The 15295-nt window shown below is 37.8% G+C and carries 20 protein-coding genes; 6 read left to right on the forward strand and 14 right to left on the reverse strand.

The features are described 5' to 3' along the window. The first annotated feature begins 5 nt into the window (after positions 1-5). Entirely contained in the window at positions 6-713 is a 708-nt protein-coding gene (locus tag FHY47_RS08355) for a helix-turn-helix transcriptional regulator (RefSeq protein WP_148630138.1), read from the forward strand. A gap of 101 nt (positions 714-814) precedes the next feature. Further along, entirely contained in the window at positions 815-1057 is a 243-nt protein-coding gene (locus FHY47_RS08360; RefSeq protein ID WP_066105073.1) for a DUF2626 domain-containing protein, read from the forward strand. Positions 1058-1089: 32 nt separating this feature from the next. Here FHY47_RS08360 and FHY47_RS08365 read toward each other — a convergent pair whose 3' ends face one another. Both FHY47_RS08365 and FHY47_RS08370 read right to left on the reverse strand, forming a co-directional pair. Next, on the reverse strand, positions 1090-2211 hold the full coding sequence (locus FHY47_RS08365) for a class I SAM-dependent methyltransferase (protein ID WP_148630141.1): 1122 nt from the start codon (positions 2209-2211) through the stop codon (positions 1090-1092). A 119-nt stretch (positions 2212-2330) separates the two neighbouring features. Further along, entirely contained in the window at positions 2331-2963 is a 633-nt protein-coding gene (locus FHY47_RS08370; protein ID WP_066105078.1) for an MBL fold metallo-hydrolase, read from the reverse strand. A gap of 220 nt (positions 2964-3183) precedes the next feature. On the opposite strand from FHY47_RS08370, the gene FHY47_RS08375 reads away from it, so the two are divergent. Further along, positions 3184-3357 (forward strand): DUF2759 domain-containing protein, encoded by a 174-nt coding sequence (locus FHY47_RS08375; RefSeq protein ID WP_066105081.1) that lies wholly within the window; start codon positions 3184-3186, stop codon positions 3355-3357. Positions 3358-3437: 80 nt separating this feature from the next. Here FHY47_RS08375 and FHY47_RS08380 read toward each other — a convergent pair whose 3' ends face one another. From FHY47_RS08380 to FHY47_RS08400, 5 genes are all read right to left on the reverse strand, one after another. Further along, positions 3438-4604, reverse strand: a complete 1167-nt coding sequence (locus tag FHY47_RS08380; RefSeq protein WP_262365984.1) for a M14 family metallopeptidase — start codon at positions 4602-4604, stop codon at positions 3438-3440. 546 nt (positions 4605-5150) lie between these two features. Then, on the reverse strand, positions 5151-6197 hold the full coding sequence (locus FHY47_RS08385; protein WP_148630312.1) for a DUF2332 domain-containing protein: 1047 nt from the start codon (positions 6195-6197) through the stop codon (positions 5151-5153). 58 nt (positions 6198-6255) lie between these two features. After that, positions 6256-6696 (reverse strand): NUDIX hydrolase, encoded by a 441-nt coding sequence (locus tag FHY47_RS08390; RefSeq protein ID WP_148630143.1) that lies wholly within the window; start codon positions 6694-6696, stop codon positions 6256-6258. A 185-nt stretch (positions 6697-6881) separates the two neighbouring features. Beyond that, positions 6882-7856 carry an ROK family glucokinase gene (locus FHY47_RS08395; protein ID WP_066105090.1) on the reverse strand — a complete coding sequence of 325 codons (975 nt, stop codon included), beginning with the start codon at positions 7854-7856 and terminating at the stop codon, positions 6882-6884. A 6-nt stretch (positions 7857-7862) separates the two neighbouring features. After that, on the reverse strand, positions 7863-8090 hold the full coding sequence (locus FHY47_RS08400; RefSeq protein ID WP_066105666.1) for a YqgQ family protein: 228 nt from the start codon (positions 8088-8090) through the stop codon (positions 7863-7865). 223 nt (positions 8091-8313) lie between these two features. Between FHY47_RS08400 and FHY47_RS08405 the strand changes: the two genes are divergently transcribed. Further along, complete coding sequence (locus FHY47_RS08405; RefSeq protein WP_066105093.1) at positions 8314-9189, forward strand: hypothetical protein; 876 nt, start codon at positions 8314-8316, stop codon at positions 9187-9189. Positions 9190-9199: 10 nt separating this feature from the next. On the opposite strand, the gene FHY47_RS08410 is transcribed toward FHY47_RS08405, so the two are convergent. The 7 genes from FHY47_RS08410 to FHY47_RS08435 all read right to left on the reverse strand — a co-directional run bounded on the left by FHY47_RS08410 (position 9200) and on the right by FHY47_RS08435 (position 14236). Beyond that, positions 9200-10735 carry a rhomboid family intramembrane serine protease gene (locus tag FHY47_RS08410; protein WP_139892552.1) on the reverse strand — a complete coding sequence of 512 codons (1536 nt, stop codon included), beginning with the start codon at positions 10733-10735 and terminating at the stop codon, positions 9200-9202. A gap of 84 nt (positions 10736-10819) precedes the next feature. Next, positions 10820-10975 (reverse strand): hypothetical protein, encoded by a 156-nt coding sequence (locus tag FHY47_RS18915; RefSeq protein ID WP_175354273.1) that lies wholly within the window; start codon positions 10973-10975, stop codon positions 10820-10822. Positions 10976-11034: 59 nt separating this feature from the next. Continuing rightward, positions 11035-11991, reverse strand: a complete 957-nt coding sequence (locus tag FHY47_RS08415; protein ID WP_066105102.1) for an L-lactate dehydrogenase — start codon at positions 11989-11991, stop codon at positions 11035-11037. A 50-nt stretch (positions 11992-12041) separates the two neighbouring features. Further along, positions 12042-12830, reverse strand: a complete 789-nt coding sequence (locus FHY47_RS08420; protein ID WP_148630145.1) for a DUF92 domain-containing protein — start codon at positions 12828-12830, stop codon at positions 12042-12044. Continuing rightward, complete coding sequence (locus FHY47_RS08425; RefSeq protein ID WP_139892556.1) at positions 12823-13386, reverse strand: 5-formyltetrahydrofolate cyclo-ligase; 564 nt, start codon at positions 13384-13386, stop codon at positions 12823-12825. Before FHY47_RS08425 ends, FHY47_RS08420 begins: the two co-directional genes overlap by 8 nt. A 67-nt stretch (positions 13387-13453) precedes the next feature. Beyond that, positions 13454-13603, reverse strand: coding sequence for a 50S ribosomal protein L33 (gene rpmG, locus FHY47_RS08430; RefSeq protein ID WP_066105110.1), 150 nt, complete (start codon positions 13601-13603; stop codon positions 13454-13456). A 63-nt stretch (positions 13604-13666) separates the two neighbouring features. Continuing rightward, positions 13667-14236 carry a hypothetical protein gene (locus tag FHY47_RS08435; protein ID WP_148630147.1) on the reverse strand — a complete coding sequence of 190 codons (570 nt, stop codon included), beginning with the start codon at positions 14234-14236 and terminating at the stop codon, positions 13667-13669. Between the two features lie 222 nt (positions 14237-14458). Here FHY47_RS08435 and FHY47_RS08440 point away from each other — a divergent pair, with 222 nt between their 5' ends. Continuing rightward, positions 14459-14821, forward strand: a complete 363-nt coding sequence (locus FHY47_RS08440) for a hypothetical protein (RefSeq protein WP_148630149.1) — start codon at positions 14459-14461, stop codon at positions 14819-14821. After that, complete coding sequence (locus FHY47_RS08445) at positions 14818-15279, forward strand: MltG/YceG/YrrL family protein (protein WP_139892560.1); 462 nt, start codon at positions 14818-14820, stop codon at positions 15277-15279. The genes FHY47_RS08440 and FHY47_RS08445 overlap by 4 nt, the downstream gene beginning before the upstream one ends. Positions 15280-15295: the final 16 nt, after the last annotated feature.

A 15295-nucleotide genomic window follows, 5' to 3' on the forward strand; every position in this document is an offset into this window, starting at 1 on the left:
CCACAATGGACCAAACATTAAAAATTACCAATGTATTATCAGATCCGACCAGATACTATATTTATCAGCATATAGCTAAAAGGCACAGCGAGGTGACGGTACAGGAAATTGCGGATATATTTGAGATTCACCCCAATGTTGCGCGTTTACATTTAACAAAGCTCGAAGATGTAAATATGCTTGTTTCTGAAACTAAGAAAACAGGAAAAGGTGGAAGACCAAGCAGATTATATAGATTATCAGATGATGTCATACAATTAAACTTCCCATACCGCGATTACCAACTGCTTGCAAAAATAGCCCTTCAGACAATGTTCTCACTGGGAGAAGCAGGGAAGGAAGCGTTATTCAATACCGGAAGATTATTTGGGAAAGATTTGGCTGAACAGCATATGAAAGGAATTGGAGAAAGTCAGGACAGCCTGTCTTTCGACCACAAACTCTCTATCATAAAAGATGCATCGACTACTGCTGGATTCTATCCGGAATTCATAACAGCTGAGGATCATTCAACCATTTTCTTTAGAATACACAACTGTCCTTTTAAAGAAATTGCCTTTGAGCAAAAAGAAGCCGTATGCGGAATGCATTATGAGTTTTTACACGGTATGTTCAGCGTCCTTTTTGATTCAATCGAATTAATAGAAGAGGAAAATATGTTTGATCATGCAGGTTGCCAAGCTTGCACATACAAGATGCTTGCCGGAAATTAATCACACAATTCAGTCATCCTATTTTAAGATAGTTTACATTCTTTAACAATATCCTTATAATAGTAGTGATGGAATTATAAGGGGATAAGGGAGGTTAAGGAATGGACAGAATGTTCAGAGTATGTGGTTTCTGGACTGGAATTATGGCAGTCATGTTCTTTGTTGGCGGTATGCATACTACATCACTCATCTTTTTCGGTCAAACTGGTTTCTTTGTTATTTTAAGCTATTTAAAATTGTCTGAAAGAATGTACTTATATGTTTTCGGTGCTTATTTAACAGTTTTCTTTGCAGGGTTCACCTATTGGACAACGTTCATGATGACTCCTGGAGCGGGACATTAATTTACAGTAAAACCTTGATTGAGCTGGAGCAATCAAGGTTTTTTTATATTCTTAGATTGAACTAAAACACTGAAACTATCACTAATCCAGTCTCCCAGAACTAATTGTTTGATTTGTCTGTTGCGCCTGGCGACAGGAGAAAAAGGATCTGCATCCGCATGTGGAACCAGCTCATCCAATATCCCTTCCTCTAATAAAAATGACTGTTGTCCTCCCCAGTACTCTAGATCAAGCCCTCTTCTCTTCCCTTCACATTTAAGCAATGAAAAATTGACGGTACTCGTTATATCTGTTTCTCCTGGATTTTCGAGAATTGAGCCGATTAATTGATGGTCCTTAAATCCTCTTAAGGTACCATTTTTACGGGCAGGTATATATAAATCCTCCGCATCCATTCCATAATCTATCGTCATGAGATATCCACTCTCCATTTTATCGACAATTTGCTCGTAGACAACCATCATTGGGCATGGCACCTCTATACGATAAATAAACTCCGGGATATTCAACTTCTCTATAACGGATAAAATCATCTGATTATTGAGATCTCTGGTCGTTTCAAATAGCTCTCCATTCTTTACTGTGACGCCCGCTTCTTTCCACTGATTCTTATCTTTAATCAAAACATGAACTGGAAAAGCATCAAAAAATTCATTTGAAAAAATGAACCCCTCTATTTCTGGCATATCCTTGATCGAATCTAACAAACGAATTCTATCATCCTTTGCCGCCGTATCTAAAATCAATTCTCGATGATAGGAACTGGATTCAACAATATAATAAATTGCATTAGATGCCAGCTCTGGGTTGTACAGTTCCAATCCTCTCAAAAAATCACATGCCATCTTCCCGGTGCCGCCGCCAAGCTCACATATAGCGGGAGGCAGGTCAGATTCAATTAGCTTCCTTCCTGCCCATTTACCTATAAATTCACCAAAGATAGGGGACATACTCACCGAAGTATAGAAATCACCGCTACTTCCAATTTTATCTTTTCTCCGTTGGTAATAGCCATATTCAGGATGATACAATGCCAACTCTATATATTTGTCATACGGTAAAAATAAATCTTCTGTTTCCTCAATGGACCGAATGATTATGTCTTTCATAAATTCACCTAATTTTGTAAATATTTCCACAATAGGCGTTGACATCACATTATCCCTATTGTAAATTTATGGTATAGCTTAAAATGGCCCCTCCCATTTTATAGGAAATACCCCCTGACCCTCCTTATCTAATTGTTAAGGAGGGTCTACAATTAGTACACCTCTTACCTTAAAAATGGATTATGATTCATCTCATCTTCAATGATGGTTTCCGGCCCATGTCCAGATAAACAAAGCGTATCTTTTGGAAGAGTTAATAATTTTTTATGAAGACTATCCATTAGCTGTTGATGATTTCCACCAGGTAAATCGGTCCGGCCTATACTCATATGAAATAATGCATCTCCTGAAAATACAATCGCCTCGTCCTTATCATAATAAGAAACACTTCCTGGTGAATGTCCAGGTGTAAACAGTACATTAAAGGTGAAATCCCCAATTTTTAGAATACCTTCCTCTGAAATCACATTTTCTGCGGGAGCAGCCTTAATCTCACCAAGTTGGAAAAATCGCGAACCGTTCAAAGCTGGGTTTGTTAACCATTCTGTTTCTTTTTTGTGCACATAAACCGGGATACTAAAGACTTCCCGTACCCTGTCCACTGCCCCTATATGATCAAAATGAGCGTGAGTTAAAAGAACTGCAATTGGTTTCCATTTCTTTTCACGAATGATTTGAATCAGCTTTTCTGCTTCCTCGCCCGGGTCGATGATTAAACATTCACCGTCCTGCTTGGCATATAAATAACAATTTGTTTGCAAAGGTCCTAAAGGAACTCTTTTCCATGTTTTTTTCATGTCTTTCCTCCTGAAGTCTCAGTTTAGTTTCTTTTATTTTACACAAGTGATGGTTTTGTATAAAGAGTCTTATACTGTATTGTTCCTATTCCTTCCAAATTGCCTATAATATCTCGACAAATAATCTGAAAAGAATTAAAATACTATTGAATGCATTTATTTTACAATTTAATGATTTATTGGGTTTTATTACTTAATAATTCCAGGGGAGGTAAATGAAATGGGATTGGTAATTATTTTTGGTTTAGTTGCCATTTTGGCTATTTTCGCATTAATCAGCGCCTTTAAAAACAAAAATTTCCTTGGTCTAGTATTCGCTTTGGGTACTGCCGTTGTATTTGGCTGGTTCGCCATCATGACCTTCATTAGAGATGGCTATCCTGCTGTACATTAATTAATTGTATACGTCATACATCTGAAAAAGAGGAATCCTTTAAACAGGATTCCTCTTTTTCGTTCACCAGCTCCTGTCTTCTATAAATAAAGACAAGCATTTAAAATTGGTTTTGTATCCCGATAAATTTGTTCAAATTGTGATAAAGGAAGTGGATTGATTCCTTTACCCAGCTCTAATGTAAATCCAGGCTTCTTGAACTGATCAATAAACCAATCCTTAAAGCCTGCATGGCTATCAATATAGCGAACGGCCTTGTAGCCAGATCTTGCGGTAAATTCCATAGCCATAACAGAGGTGATTTCCGGCTCTTTTTTCTCATATCCCCAGTAAAATTCTTCTCCCTGGGTGTGCAGAGAAACTACACGATCGAACCCTTCCTTCAGCACAAGTGCAACCAGTGATTTCACTTCACTTTCTGTTAATGGCTCGATTCCAGGAAAATCTCTTGCTGCTGGTTTTTTCGGCCGTTTTCTCTTTTTCTCAATCTCCCAGTTTGCCGGAAATTGATTATTTAAGTCAACTCCTCTAATATTCGCTTTCCAGCCTAAAAATTCTTTTCTTCCATCATTCATCCTAATTAAATCTTTTTTCATTTTTTCAGATGGACCATTTACTACTAAATCTACACCATCAGGATTCACCATCATAACAAGTGACAAATCACACTCCAGGAATAGCTCCAATGCTGAACATTCTCCTAAATTTGTCCCCGTTGTTAATGCCAGTAAATAATCATTCAGCCACTTCATTAAAACCAAGCTAGTAATCCATTCATTCGCATGCATCGAGGCATTCATATGGACTTTTTTCGGACCAATACCAATTCGCAGTTCCCAAATATCCTGGCCAAGTTCAGATTTCCCGATAGATTTCATCTGCAGGAAAGGATAGATGGTTGTAAGTATTTCCATGTCATTCATGCATTTACTTGATGAGTATGGACAAGTCTGATCCACAATACTATGTTGAATTTTCACAGGCAATCTAACAGATTGCTTCGGATTCTCTTCCATACTCTCCATTGAATTAGCTACCTGAATTCTTTCACGTTCTACAGGGTGTGTGATATCCAAGGACGATAACCTTTCCTCCCTTGTCCAATATCCAGGTATATGAACCATATCGCCAACAGATAGCTCATTATTACTAATATGTAAATTACATTCCCGTAAAAGTACGAACGGTATAGAATACAAAACGGCCAATCTCGATAATAAATCAGGCTTCTTTATGATGACTTCCATAGAATCACATCCTTTTCTACTCATTTTATGAATACTCCGATCAAAAAATACAGAAGCTAACAGATATTATGTATAGATTCGTAAAAAACAGCTTGATTATAGTTGCCTTTAACTGTATAAGCCTTTTTAGTATGCCATTTAGCGGGGTATGGGCTGGGGAAAGGCAGGGTGTAGATGGGGCATAGGTGTTTCATAGGTGGGGCATAGCTGCTTTCCTACACACTTCACCCACCTTTCAGGCACTTTTACCCCGGTATAGCTGGAGCATAGGTACTTCATAGGTGGGGCATAGCTGCTTTCCTACATACTTCACCCACCTTTCAGGCACCTTTACTACCCCGGCATATGGTTTGGTGCGGCTATCTCTGTCCTTTGACAAGTACCTCCTACATCCTCACTCAACTATCCAATTCAAACCGAATGAAAAACAGTTGGGTCAACGAAAAAAAAAAGGCATTAACCCGTATTGGATTAATACCTAATTAATTGATTTAGTTAAAAATATCCCATCAAAGAAAACAAATTCAAAAGGGCGAATTTCATTTCCTACTGACTAATTTTCCGCTCACTCTCCCATAACCATTTAAACCATCTGCCGTGCCCGTCGGTTTCTGCAATCGTATTTTTGTTCAGAATGCCATCCAAATAATAATCCACATGCAAATATCTATCTTGAATATTATTATAAATATGAAATACCTCTCTCTTCTTCCCAATATCCTCGATGGTTTCCAACAGATGCTTTTTCACATCCATTGGCATTTGGTTAGCAACATGTGTATGAAAAATACAAACAGCATGATTCTCTGGGATATCCTGTATACAGTCAGGTAATAGATCAGCGCCATCACCATTTATCAATCTTAAGGAACTTCCCCTCACATAGGCTGCAGCTTTTTCAAACATAGACAACCGCTCCGCATGCTCGGGCCATATTAAGGATTTAAGCCACAATTTTTCGTCCTCAACATTTAAATCAACCGTATGTAAATCCAAGCCAACCCTAAACGAAACTGGCGGCGGCATGAAGGGAAGGTTTGGCACATTTTCTCCTTTTATTTCTGCTGAAATTTTAAGTTTAGATTCTGAATTTCCATAGGTACTTTCTTGCCCATATGTATATGAATAGTGGTCCCAAAGAAGCTGTAATCCTGCACTTGTTCCAATTTCAATAAGTGCCAAGGGTTTCTTTGCTATCTCATGAACAGTACAAAAGGCGGGGTACAGGTATGCACATCTTCGCACTTCATTGGTTTGAACCCGTCTCGATCTAAGAATAAATTCAATCTCTTCTCGATAAGTAAAGCAAAAATCCCTAAAAGGTCCATAAGATTCCATAAATGCTTTCGGATACTCAACCAAACTAGGATAATACTCTTTCAGTGAATGTTCTTGACCCTTTAACAGAAGATAGTGGACAGCACCGAATAAGAGATTTGGTACTGGCTGACCCTCCCTCGCATTCATACATATCTCTAAAAGCGCTTCATCTCCAGAAATTTTTATAGATAAGTGCTCGTATAGCCTGCTGGAGCCTATACATTCTCTTTCAGCAAAATTTATAAAGGTTTGAGACAGAACACTATTAAACAAATGGAACCCCCCTTTTAAAACTAAATAAATGACACCCGCTGTTTGATTTTGATTGGCTTCATTCACCTATAGCTCCTTCACGATTCTTACCATTAAATTCGACATAAAACGGCTGAATGCTTTCGTCCAGACAATACTCGATTCTTTGTCTAAAATTATTCCAGGTTACCATTTCCAATGCCTCTGCTATGGGATAAAAACCTACCTCTAAACTTTCAGGGCTGGTAGTGGGAGTACCTCCAATCGCCTTACCCAAGAATAAGGTGTTACAAATAGAATGGTCTATATTTTGAAAAACACCACAAAATTTAGTTACTACGATATCAATCCCCGATTCCTCTTTTGTTTCTCTTATCGCAGCATCTTTGAGTGACTCGCCTTCCTCGACTTGTCCTCCAGGCATTTCCCACCCCCGGTGCGGACCCCTAATCAACAAAATTTCCCCAGCATCGTTTAATATAACCGTTGCTGCAGATACAATATGCTTCGGCACCCTCATCCCCCAAACCCTCTATCATCGGATTTTCATGTTATACTCATCAAATTAATTTCGACATATGGTTTTTATATTCCTTTATAAAAACTTTTGCAAATAAAAAAGCACTTCAACAAAATACATTGAAATGCTTCCAAAATTAATTAAATTCTACTAAGTAATTACCGTTTACCTCAGCACGTGGACTCTTAAATCTCTTGTCCTAGTTGCTGCATGATTAAGCCCGCTGCGCCTATAACACCCGCATCATTACCAAGAGATGCAACTTTGATTTCAGTTGATTCCGCAACCCGCGGAAAGGCAAATTGCTTAAAGTATTTCTCAATTGGTTTTAAAATAATGTCCCCAGCTTTTGAAACACCACCACCGATTACGATGATGTCGGGGTTAATCATATTGCCCACATTGGCAGCTGCAAGTCCAAGGTATTTAGCTACCTCATCAAGGACATCCTGACTTGCCTGGTCTCCGCCTATAGCACAATCAACTACGTCTTTAGAAGTGATCAACCCATTTTCGTTAAAAACAATCGAGAGGTCCGAATCTGGTTTCTCTTTAATCTTCTCTAACGCCAGCCTTACGATACCGGTAGCTGAGGCGATCGTTTCAACACAGCCTGTTTTCCCACAGTTACAAGGAGCTCCACCCTCTGGCTGAACCGTTATGTGACCGAGCTCACCAGCTGCCCCACTAATTCCATGCACCAAATGCTTATTAGTGATTACACCGCCACCCACACCAGTTCCGAGAGTGATACAGACTAAATCATTTGTACCTTTTCCTGCTCCCTTCCAAAACTCACCGAAGGATGCTACATTCGCATCGTTATCAACCACTGCAGGAATTCCTAATTCTTTTTCCAGCAACTCCTTTAAAGGAAAATCTCTCCAACCGATATTCACGGCCACATAGATTGAACCGTTCTCAAAATTAACTGGACCAGGAGCACCCATTCCGACACCTACTAAATTACCATCCTGCCATTCTTCCAATTTTGCCCTGACAGATTTGCCAATGTCAGAAACGATATGCAGACCATTTTCTTCCGTTCTCGTTATGATTTCCCATTTATGTACAATGGTCCCTTCTTTATCTATAAAAGCAAGCTTAATCGTTGTACCGCCAATATCAATTCCCAGTAACCAATCTTGTTTCCCCAGCATATTGATTCACCTTTTCGATTGTTTTTGTTTTAGCTGTTGCTTTTCCTTCTCATACTCTATTTCTTGTTTCAAGATTAAAATTGCCGTTTGATAATCTCTGATTTCAATCAATTGAGAGTGAAATAGCTCTCTTAATTCTCCTGCCATCATCTCTAGATCAGCTAATCGATCACCCATGTATATGATGGTTCCAAACCTCTTTAAATATTGTTGAATTTCATATACGGATTTCATTTTTGTCACATTCCTTCCTGCTTCTTTAGTATATCTGAATTTAGTTGTTCTCCTCAAGATACTTTCTTTCTGTATTCCGTCAATTGTGACATTTATAAACAAAGCATATGTATTTAGAGTTACACATATATTGCTTAGGACAAAGCATCCGTCTATTTATCATTTGACATCCATTTAAGAATATATACGTAAGGCAATAATCTAAAGTGAGGAGAGAATCCTTTTGAAAAAATATATTGGTTACCTAATAGTCGGTTTAGTACTCATATTTACCTTTATGTGGTGGAAACAGCTTTATATACAAAGGGATATAGCTGTTATTAAATATTTTCCACTTAATCAAAAGGCTGCGTTTATTAAAACAACCTCTTCCCTTGTCATGCCTAAGCAGGAAAAAGATACAGAACAGTACGATGTTGCGTTATCGACTGAATCTATTTTAAATCAAACAAGTTATCTCAGACAGGATTTCTCACTTCTTTTTCAAAACGGTCGTTTAAAAGAGTTTACAAAGAAATGGGAGCAGAATACAGATCGAATATCCCAAAAGACAACCGTAAAAGCTCATGAATCTTCTTTATTTCAAGTGGTTACCATTCATTATGCTGAGATTCATACGGAAAACGACAAGATTACCAGCTCATTTAAATTAACTGATAGTAATCTGTTTGTCATTGCTTCACGTTATGGACCAACCAAATCATTTCATTCTCCTGAAACCGAGGAACAAAAGGAATGGGCCTTTACCCTGTCTTCTGTAAGTAATTCCAGGCTGACTAAAGTGCTCAATCGCTATACAGATAACAAAAAGATTGATATTACAAGGTATCACGTAGTTCCCCTGACACAGTTTTCGACTGAAGAAAAAAGATTATTAGCCGGATATTCAGAGCAAAAGCGTCTGGAGATTACGGAAAAGCTATGGGAAGCTTTTTATTCCATTTATGTTTCAGGAATAAAAAAACAGGATGGTACAGTCATAAATCCGATAGACAGTACCATCCCCTTGATTTTGCGTAAACAAGACTCAAACAAACTAATTATTCTTATTCAGGATAAATCAGGCAATATACATGAATATTATCAGCAGCTGCCTTAAAGTAAGATAACTATTCGGAATCAAGCTCATTCAGCGTTGTTTTATAATCTTCATTATCCGGTTCCTGATAAACTGCTATTTGGATATAATCTTTAGCTTTATCGATTTGTCCCAGTTGCCAGTAGAGCAGTCCAATATCATAATATGCTTCTGGAAACACTTCTTGCTGTTCAATGGCTTTTAGAAAATACGTCTCAGCCGCTTTCAGATCATATTGATGATACTTTATATATCCTGCTAAAAAATATGCTTCTGGAGCGTCTTCTTCCTTTAGATAGCCTTCGATAAGCTCATAGGCTTTGGCATATTCCTTAGAATTCACATATTCATGAGCAAGAGTGACATCATTATGATATTTATGGTCAGATTCATTTGATGAATACCCATATACTAAAGCTCCTATTGTTAACAAAACGGTCAGGAGCAGCGCACCCATTTGCACGGCAAGCTTAGGATTTTTCGGCAATCTGACAATCGCTGCTGCGAGGAATCCACCTATTAAACCGCCGATATGGCCGGCACTATCTATAGCATCTGCAGAGAATGTAATAACCAGGTTGATGGCCAAAATTACAATCACATTCCATCCCATTGTTCTGAAAAAAAGATTGGGGTGGAGTATACCAAACAATAGCAAGGCACCGAGTAAGCCAAATATCGCACCACTGGCACCGGCTGATAGATTGGGCATCAAAATAAAACTTGCTACCGAACCAATAAAGCCTGCAAAAAAGTAAATAACCAGAAATCTTAAGCTTCCATAAATACGCTCAACAATAACTCCGACAAAATACAAACTTAAGGTGTTCAGAATCAAGTGTGTAAATCCAATATGAAGAAAGATGGGTGTGAAGAATCTCCACCATTCCCCTTCCATAATCAATGGGTTATACTTTGCACCAAATTGGATGAGGGTTTCAGTGTTTGTACTTCCGCCACGCATCTCGAGTAAAATAAACACAAGAACTTGGATGGCCATTAACAAGTATGTAAAGATTGGTTTGCCATGGCTAAAGATTTGTTCATCTTGTTTCTGCTTTTGGTAAGAAGCAGCCAAAGCATCTTCTTTAAGATGGTTAATTTCATTTTCTTCTATAAACTCATAATCCCTGTTGACCACTTCCAACGGAAACCCCAGAAAGCTTTCCAATTCCGTCAAAGATTCTTCCATAGCCTCTGTTTGAAAAATCATGGTATCAATCGTAATTTTTGCACGACTTTCGTTTGAGTATCTTCCAAGGACATCCGAATAATCATCAACCGGAGCATATTGACTAACATAAATGGTTTTAACAGTTAGTTCCTTCCTGGAAAGAAACCTACGAATCTTCTCTGCATTCTGCAGTACAAGATTTCGGTCACGCTTCATATTATTGGACCAATCCAAATCTTCTCTTTTTATACGGATTAGGGGATCTATCCGACTCGACTGATTTTCAAGCCATATTTCTTGCTGATCAGTGGATGCAGATATAAATCGATACCCTTTTTTCGTAATCAATTGATTGATAAAGGACCAATAGATATATTCTTCTTTAAAACTCACGGATTCCCCTACTTTCTCTCCCTAAAAAGTTTCTATATCTATTTTATCATTACGTAAGAGGAACAGAAATAATTCCTCTGGTCATTATGTTTGATCTTGCACAGTTTTAAAAATTGGCAATTCCATTAGAACGGCTATAAGGATGTTGCGCAGTACTTGATTCTTCATAATGGAAGACCTCTTTTGAAACACTATATACCCTATTATGCCAGATACGAAAATAATTAAGAATTTATTCATGTAAAAATCCCTCCTGTATTACCATATAGTTTGGTGAACAGGAGGGATTTTTATTCTACTTATAGTAACTGATCAAGAATTGGATTCATCGTTTCTTTTAATACTTTAACAGAATGTGAAAATTTCTCTTGCTCATCATCTGATAATTTCAGTTCGAGGATATCAGAAATTCCTTCACGGTTTACTATCGCAGGGACACCTACATACACATCTTCTTGTCCGTACTCCCCATCTAGGAAGGTTGACACTGTCAAAATGCTGTTTTCATTCTGAAGGATGGCTTTTGTAATACGAACCAGACCCATGGCAATTCCATAGAATGTTGCACCTTTTCGATTAATGATTTCATAAGCTGCATCACGTACATTAATAAAAATCTTATCCAAATCTTCCATGGAATGATTAGGTTTATCTTTAATCAGTTCGTTCATATTCTTTCCGCCTACATTGGCATGGCTCCATACAGGTAATTCTGTATCCCCATGTTCTCCAATGATATAGGCATGGACATTTCGAGGATCCACTTCAAAATAATCGCTTAACATAAATCGAAATCTGGCCGTATCAAGAATCGTACCAGAGCCAAGTACGCGATGTTTAGGAAGACCTGAAAATTTCCATGTTGCATATGTAAGGATATCAACTGGGTTCGCAGCCACAAGAAAGATCCCATTAAATCCATTAGCCATAATTTCTCCAACAATGGATTTAAAGATTTTCATATTTTTTTCAACTAAATCTAAGCGTGTTTCACCAGGCTTCTGATTCGCTCCTGCAGTTAGAACGATAATGTCTGCATCTTTACAGTCTGAATAATCTCCGAACCAAATTTTCGTTCTATTCGGTGCAAATGGAGTTCCATGATTCAAGTCCATTGCATCGCCTTCTGCTTTATCCTTATTTAAATCAATTAAAACAAATTCTTCAGCAATTCCCTGATTTAACATAGCGAATGCATAGCTGCTTCCAACAAAACCTGTACCAACAAGGACAACACGATTTACATTCTTTTTCATTAACAAAAACCACCTTTTCACACTGCATACAAGCTCTTTATACCATAGTATTATGTGATACTATACCAAGTTATTATACAAAAAATAGTGCTTATCAGAATTGAGCTTAGATTTACAGTTTCGTTATTAATCCAGTTAATTCCTTTCCTTTTAACAGTCCGTGTATTGCAGTGCACTTTTTTCTCCGTATGAACCGAACAAACTGGGCATATATATTCGACTTGCAGGAAAGCCCCCAGTAAGGTATCCAGAATACTGCCCAGAAATCCGAATGCACTCAGTAGGAGAATTGTTGAAAATGACAGATTAAACAGTATACCTGCTATTACTGCAATGAAGATGGAGCCAAACAGCCCGGCCAGAGTTCCATGGACTGAGACTGCCCCTGAAGTCCCCCGTTCACATCTCTTCAAACTGATGATATGCATTGGGTCGGATTTACTTAATACACCAAGTTCAGATGACCATGTATCAGAAGTAGCTGCTGCAATTGAAACGATAAAAGCAATTAACCAGATATCCGAACCGTCAGATATAAAATAAAATAAAGAACTTATACCAGCAGGACCGCCATTTGCTGCCACCTGGGCCCAATTTCGCCTGCTTCCGTTTGCTAATTTTTTATCAATACTCTGCTTAATTCTTTTTTTGTAGCTGGAAAACAAACTAGATGAGGAAAAAAACAAACCAATTAGCAGTAAACCTTCCCATCCAAGTCCTATAACAATCGAAGCTCCCAAAAGAAATGCTGCGAGAGCACCGGATTTACTCAGAGCTTTAAGCCGATAAGCCCCGTAGGAGCCGATAGCAACAGCGCCATAAATGATTAAGTTACCCACAATTTATTACCCCTTGTTCTGTGAATAGATGGTCGACAGGGATGTCGAACTCTTCTGTATGGATATCATCTCTTATTTGCATCATAAACGCCAGCGAAAGTTTGATTCCATAAAATGATGTCAAATAACGATCATAATAGCCGCCGCCAAATCCAATCCGATATCCAGATGTTGAGAATAGGAGTCCCGGAACAACCATTATATCGATTTGGTCGGATTCTATCTTTTGTGTTTTATCCGGTCTGGGCTCTTTTAAGCCACTATAAACTGACTCAAGTATCGTATTCGGATAATAGTCATAAAATTCCATTTGTTTTGTATGTGGATAGCATTTTGGAATCACGATATTCTTATTCTCTTTCCACGCTCTCTCGATAATCCCTTTGGTTTCAATCTCAGGATGCCGAGAAATTGTGATTCCGATTGTCTTTGCATTCTTCCATATATCATGACTAAATAAGTATTCGACAATTTTAGATGTATATATATCCCGCTCGTATGATGGAAATTCCGCTAATAAACTCCGATAAGTCGATCTCAATTCTCCCTTTAACATTACGTTAAATCCCCTTAAATTCTATATAATTCCAAAAAAAAACAACAGGAGAGAACCTCCTGTTGTTTTATTTTGTTTCGCGGTGTGCAGTTGTACGCTTCTCTCTTGGGCAATATTTTTTAAGCTCAAGACGATCAGGATTATTACGTTTATTTTTTGTGCTGATATAATTACGCTCACCGCACTCTGTGCAAGCTAAAGTAATGTTTACACGCATGTGAGTCCCTCCAGTTCATTCAAAACTTCATTTTATACGACTTTTCTATAATATCACCTTTCACTAATAAATGCTAGTCTGATTTTTGACCAAGTAATCAAACAGCATAACTTCCTCTTTATTCTTGCCTGTAATTATCCAATTAGAGACCCCCATTTTTACTCCGGGCTCAACTAAAAGCTTGTACATCGTTGTACAGAAAACTAGGCCTCTGGCTAAAGGAGAGTGGATAATTTGGCCATTTTCCATTAATTCGTACACCGCTTTTTTATGTTTTCGTTCCATTATCGATATAGATGCACAATCATTTCCATTTAATAAGCTTATCGTATTCTTACCATATAAATAGATTAAAGAATCCGCAGGACTATAAAAACTTGCTGATACTTCACTGAAGGCCTCATGGACAAAAAATATCTTCATCTCAAGTGGCCGATCCCCATCATTTTTGCAGACTACATCTACTCTATCGAAATAATCATTATTTGTTAACTGTACTGCAGCAGATATCCCCTCTTGATCTTGATCGTTTTTGCACCAAAGATAGGGTACAATTAATCCGGATTTATCATCGACAAGCCTTTTACAGCTGGCTTTTTTAGTATTTTTATTTAAAGAGTCTAACTGGTCCATGCGGTCCCACCCCTTTCATTCATCTTGCCTTCTTTAGCGAACCACTAATATCTTCCATTAAATCCTAACACTCCATGAACCAGATGACAATGAACGCAAATTGTCGAAGAAGCACTACCTACTTCCAAATTATGAGTAATACTTCCTTTTTCATATATTTTTACCAAAATCAAGTGAAAATTGTTGTACAATAGGGATTGTAATTTAATTTGGGAGGTATTCATGATAGTCATTATGATTTGTTTATTTTCTCTATCTGCCTTACTGTTCTTGCTATCGTTATTTTATAAAGGACAGGAAACTAAAGTAGAAAAAGAGATTGAACAGCTTTCATTAGAGCATGTACAGGAAATGTATATAATAAAAAAACGAATTCGTGCACTTGAAGAGGAAATCCTGCACGAGGAATCGTTATCAGAGGTATCTTTTTTAACTAATTCCTCGCCCATACACGAGGTTATTCAAAATCAGGTCATTCATTTGTACAAACAAGGATTATCGATTGAACAAATTTCCAGACAATCTGCATTATCAAACAATGAGGTAATTAGAATCCTTGAAAGTCAGGGAGGCGATCTTCATTGAACCGACCATACATATCTGGAGCAGCTGCAGGTATTTTTTTAGCCACAAGCGTATTTACGGCATATTATCTTTCTGCAGATGAATCAACAGCTAAAAGGGTGCCTCTTTCAAGCGAGGACGCTCATAAAACTCTACAGGAGGATGGTTATCATGTTTTATCAAAAAGTGAGTGGGATGACTATCAAAAGAACCTTCAATCTATTAATCAACTAAAAACAGAAAATCAACAAAGTAATAAAGAAGAAACTGTAGCCATTAAATTATCGATTAAGCCTGGAATGGCTACCGACGAGATTATCAGCCTTTTAAAAGAGGAGCGCGTGATTGAGGATACTGAAAAGTTTTCTACCTACTTGAATGATCGGGATCTCACAAAAAAGATTCAGACTGGGACCTATACAGTTTATAAAAACATGGACTATGCTGCCTTATCTGCCATTTTAACGAAGGGTAAATAGTGCATCAAAGTGGCAG

The sequence above is a fragment of the Bacillus sp. E214 genome, from assembly GCF_008087365.1.
Classification (GTDB): Bacteria; Bacillota; Bacilli; order Bacillales; family Pradoshiaceae; genus Pradoshia.

Excerpts from the sequence above, each read along its gene's own strand:
- FHY47_RS08355 (WP_148630138.1), top strand. The coding sequence starts at position 6 with ATGGACCAAACATTAAAAATTACCAATGTATTATCAGATCCGACCAGA.
- FHY47_RS08375 (WP_066105081.1), top strand. The coding sequence starts at position 3,184 with ATGGGATTGGTAATTATTTTTGGTTTAGTTGCCATTTTGGCTATTTTC.
- FHY47_RS08415 (WP_066105102.1), bottom strand. The coding sequence starts at position 11,991 with ATGAAAAAGAATGTAAATCGTGTTGTCCTTGTTGGTACAGGTTTTGTT.
- FHY47_RS08425 (WP_139892556.1), bottom strand. The coding sequence starts at position 13,386 with ATGTTAAAGGGAGAATTGAGATCGACTTATCGGAGTTTATTAGCGGAA.
- FHY47_RS08380 (WP_262365984.1), bottom strand. The coding sequence starts at position 4,604 with ATGGAAGTCATCATAAAGAAGCCTGATTTATTATCGAGATTGGCCGTT.
- FHY47_RS08400 (WP_066105666.1), bottom strand. The coding sequence starts at position 8,090 with ATGAAATCCGTATATGAAATTCAACAATATTTAAAGAGGTTTGGAACC.
- FHY47_RS08440 (WP_148630149.1), top strand. The coding sequence starts at position 14,459 with ATGATAGTCATTATGATTTGTTTATTTTCTCTATCTGCCTTACTGTTC.
- rpmG (WP_066105110.1), bottom strand. The coding sequence starts at position 13,603 with ATGCGTGTAAACATTACTTTAGCTTGCACAGAGTGCGGTGAGCGTAAT.
- FHY47_RS08370 (WP_066105078.1), bottom strand. The coding sequence starts at position 2,963 with ATGAAAAAAACATGGAAAAGAGTTCCTTTAGGACCTTTGCAAACAAAT.
- FHY47_RS18915 (WP_175354273.1), bottom strand. The coding sequence starts at position 10,975 with ATGAATAAATTCTTAATTATTTTCGTATCTGGCATAATAGGGTATATA.
- FHY47_RS08365 (WP_148630141.1), bottom strand. The coding sequence starts at position 2,211 with ATGTCAACGCCTATTGTGGAAATATTTACAAAATTAGGTGAATTTATG.
- FHY47_RS08390 (WP_148630143.1), bottom strand. The coding sequence starts at position 6,696 with ATGAGGGTGCCGAAGCATATTGTATCTGCAGCAACGGTTATATTAAAC.
- FHY47_RS08395 (WP_066105090.1), bottom strand. The coding sequence starts at position 7,856 with ATGCTGGGGAAACAAGATTGGTTACTGGGAATTGATATTGGCGGTACA.
- FHY47_RS08360 (WP_066105073.1), top strand. The coding sequence starts at position 815 with ATGGACAGAATGTTCAGAGTATGTGGTTTCTGGACTGGAATTATGGCA.
- FHY47_RS08435 (WP_148630147.1), bottom strand. The coding sequence starts at position 14,236 with ATGGACCAGTTAGACTCTTTAAATAAAAATACTAAAAAAGCCAGCTGT.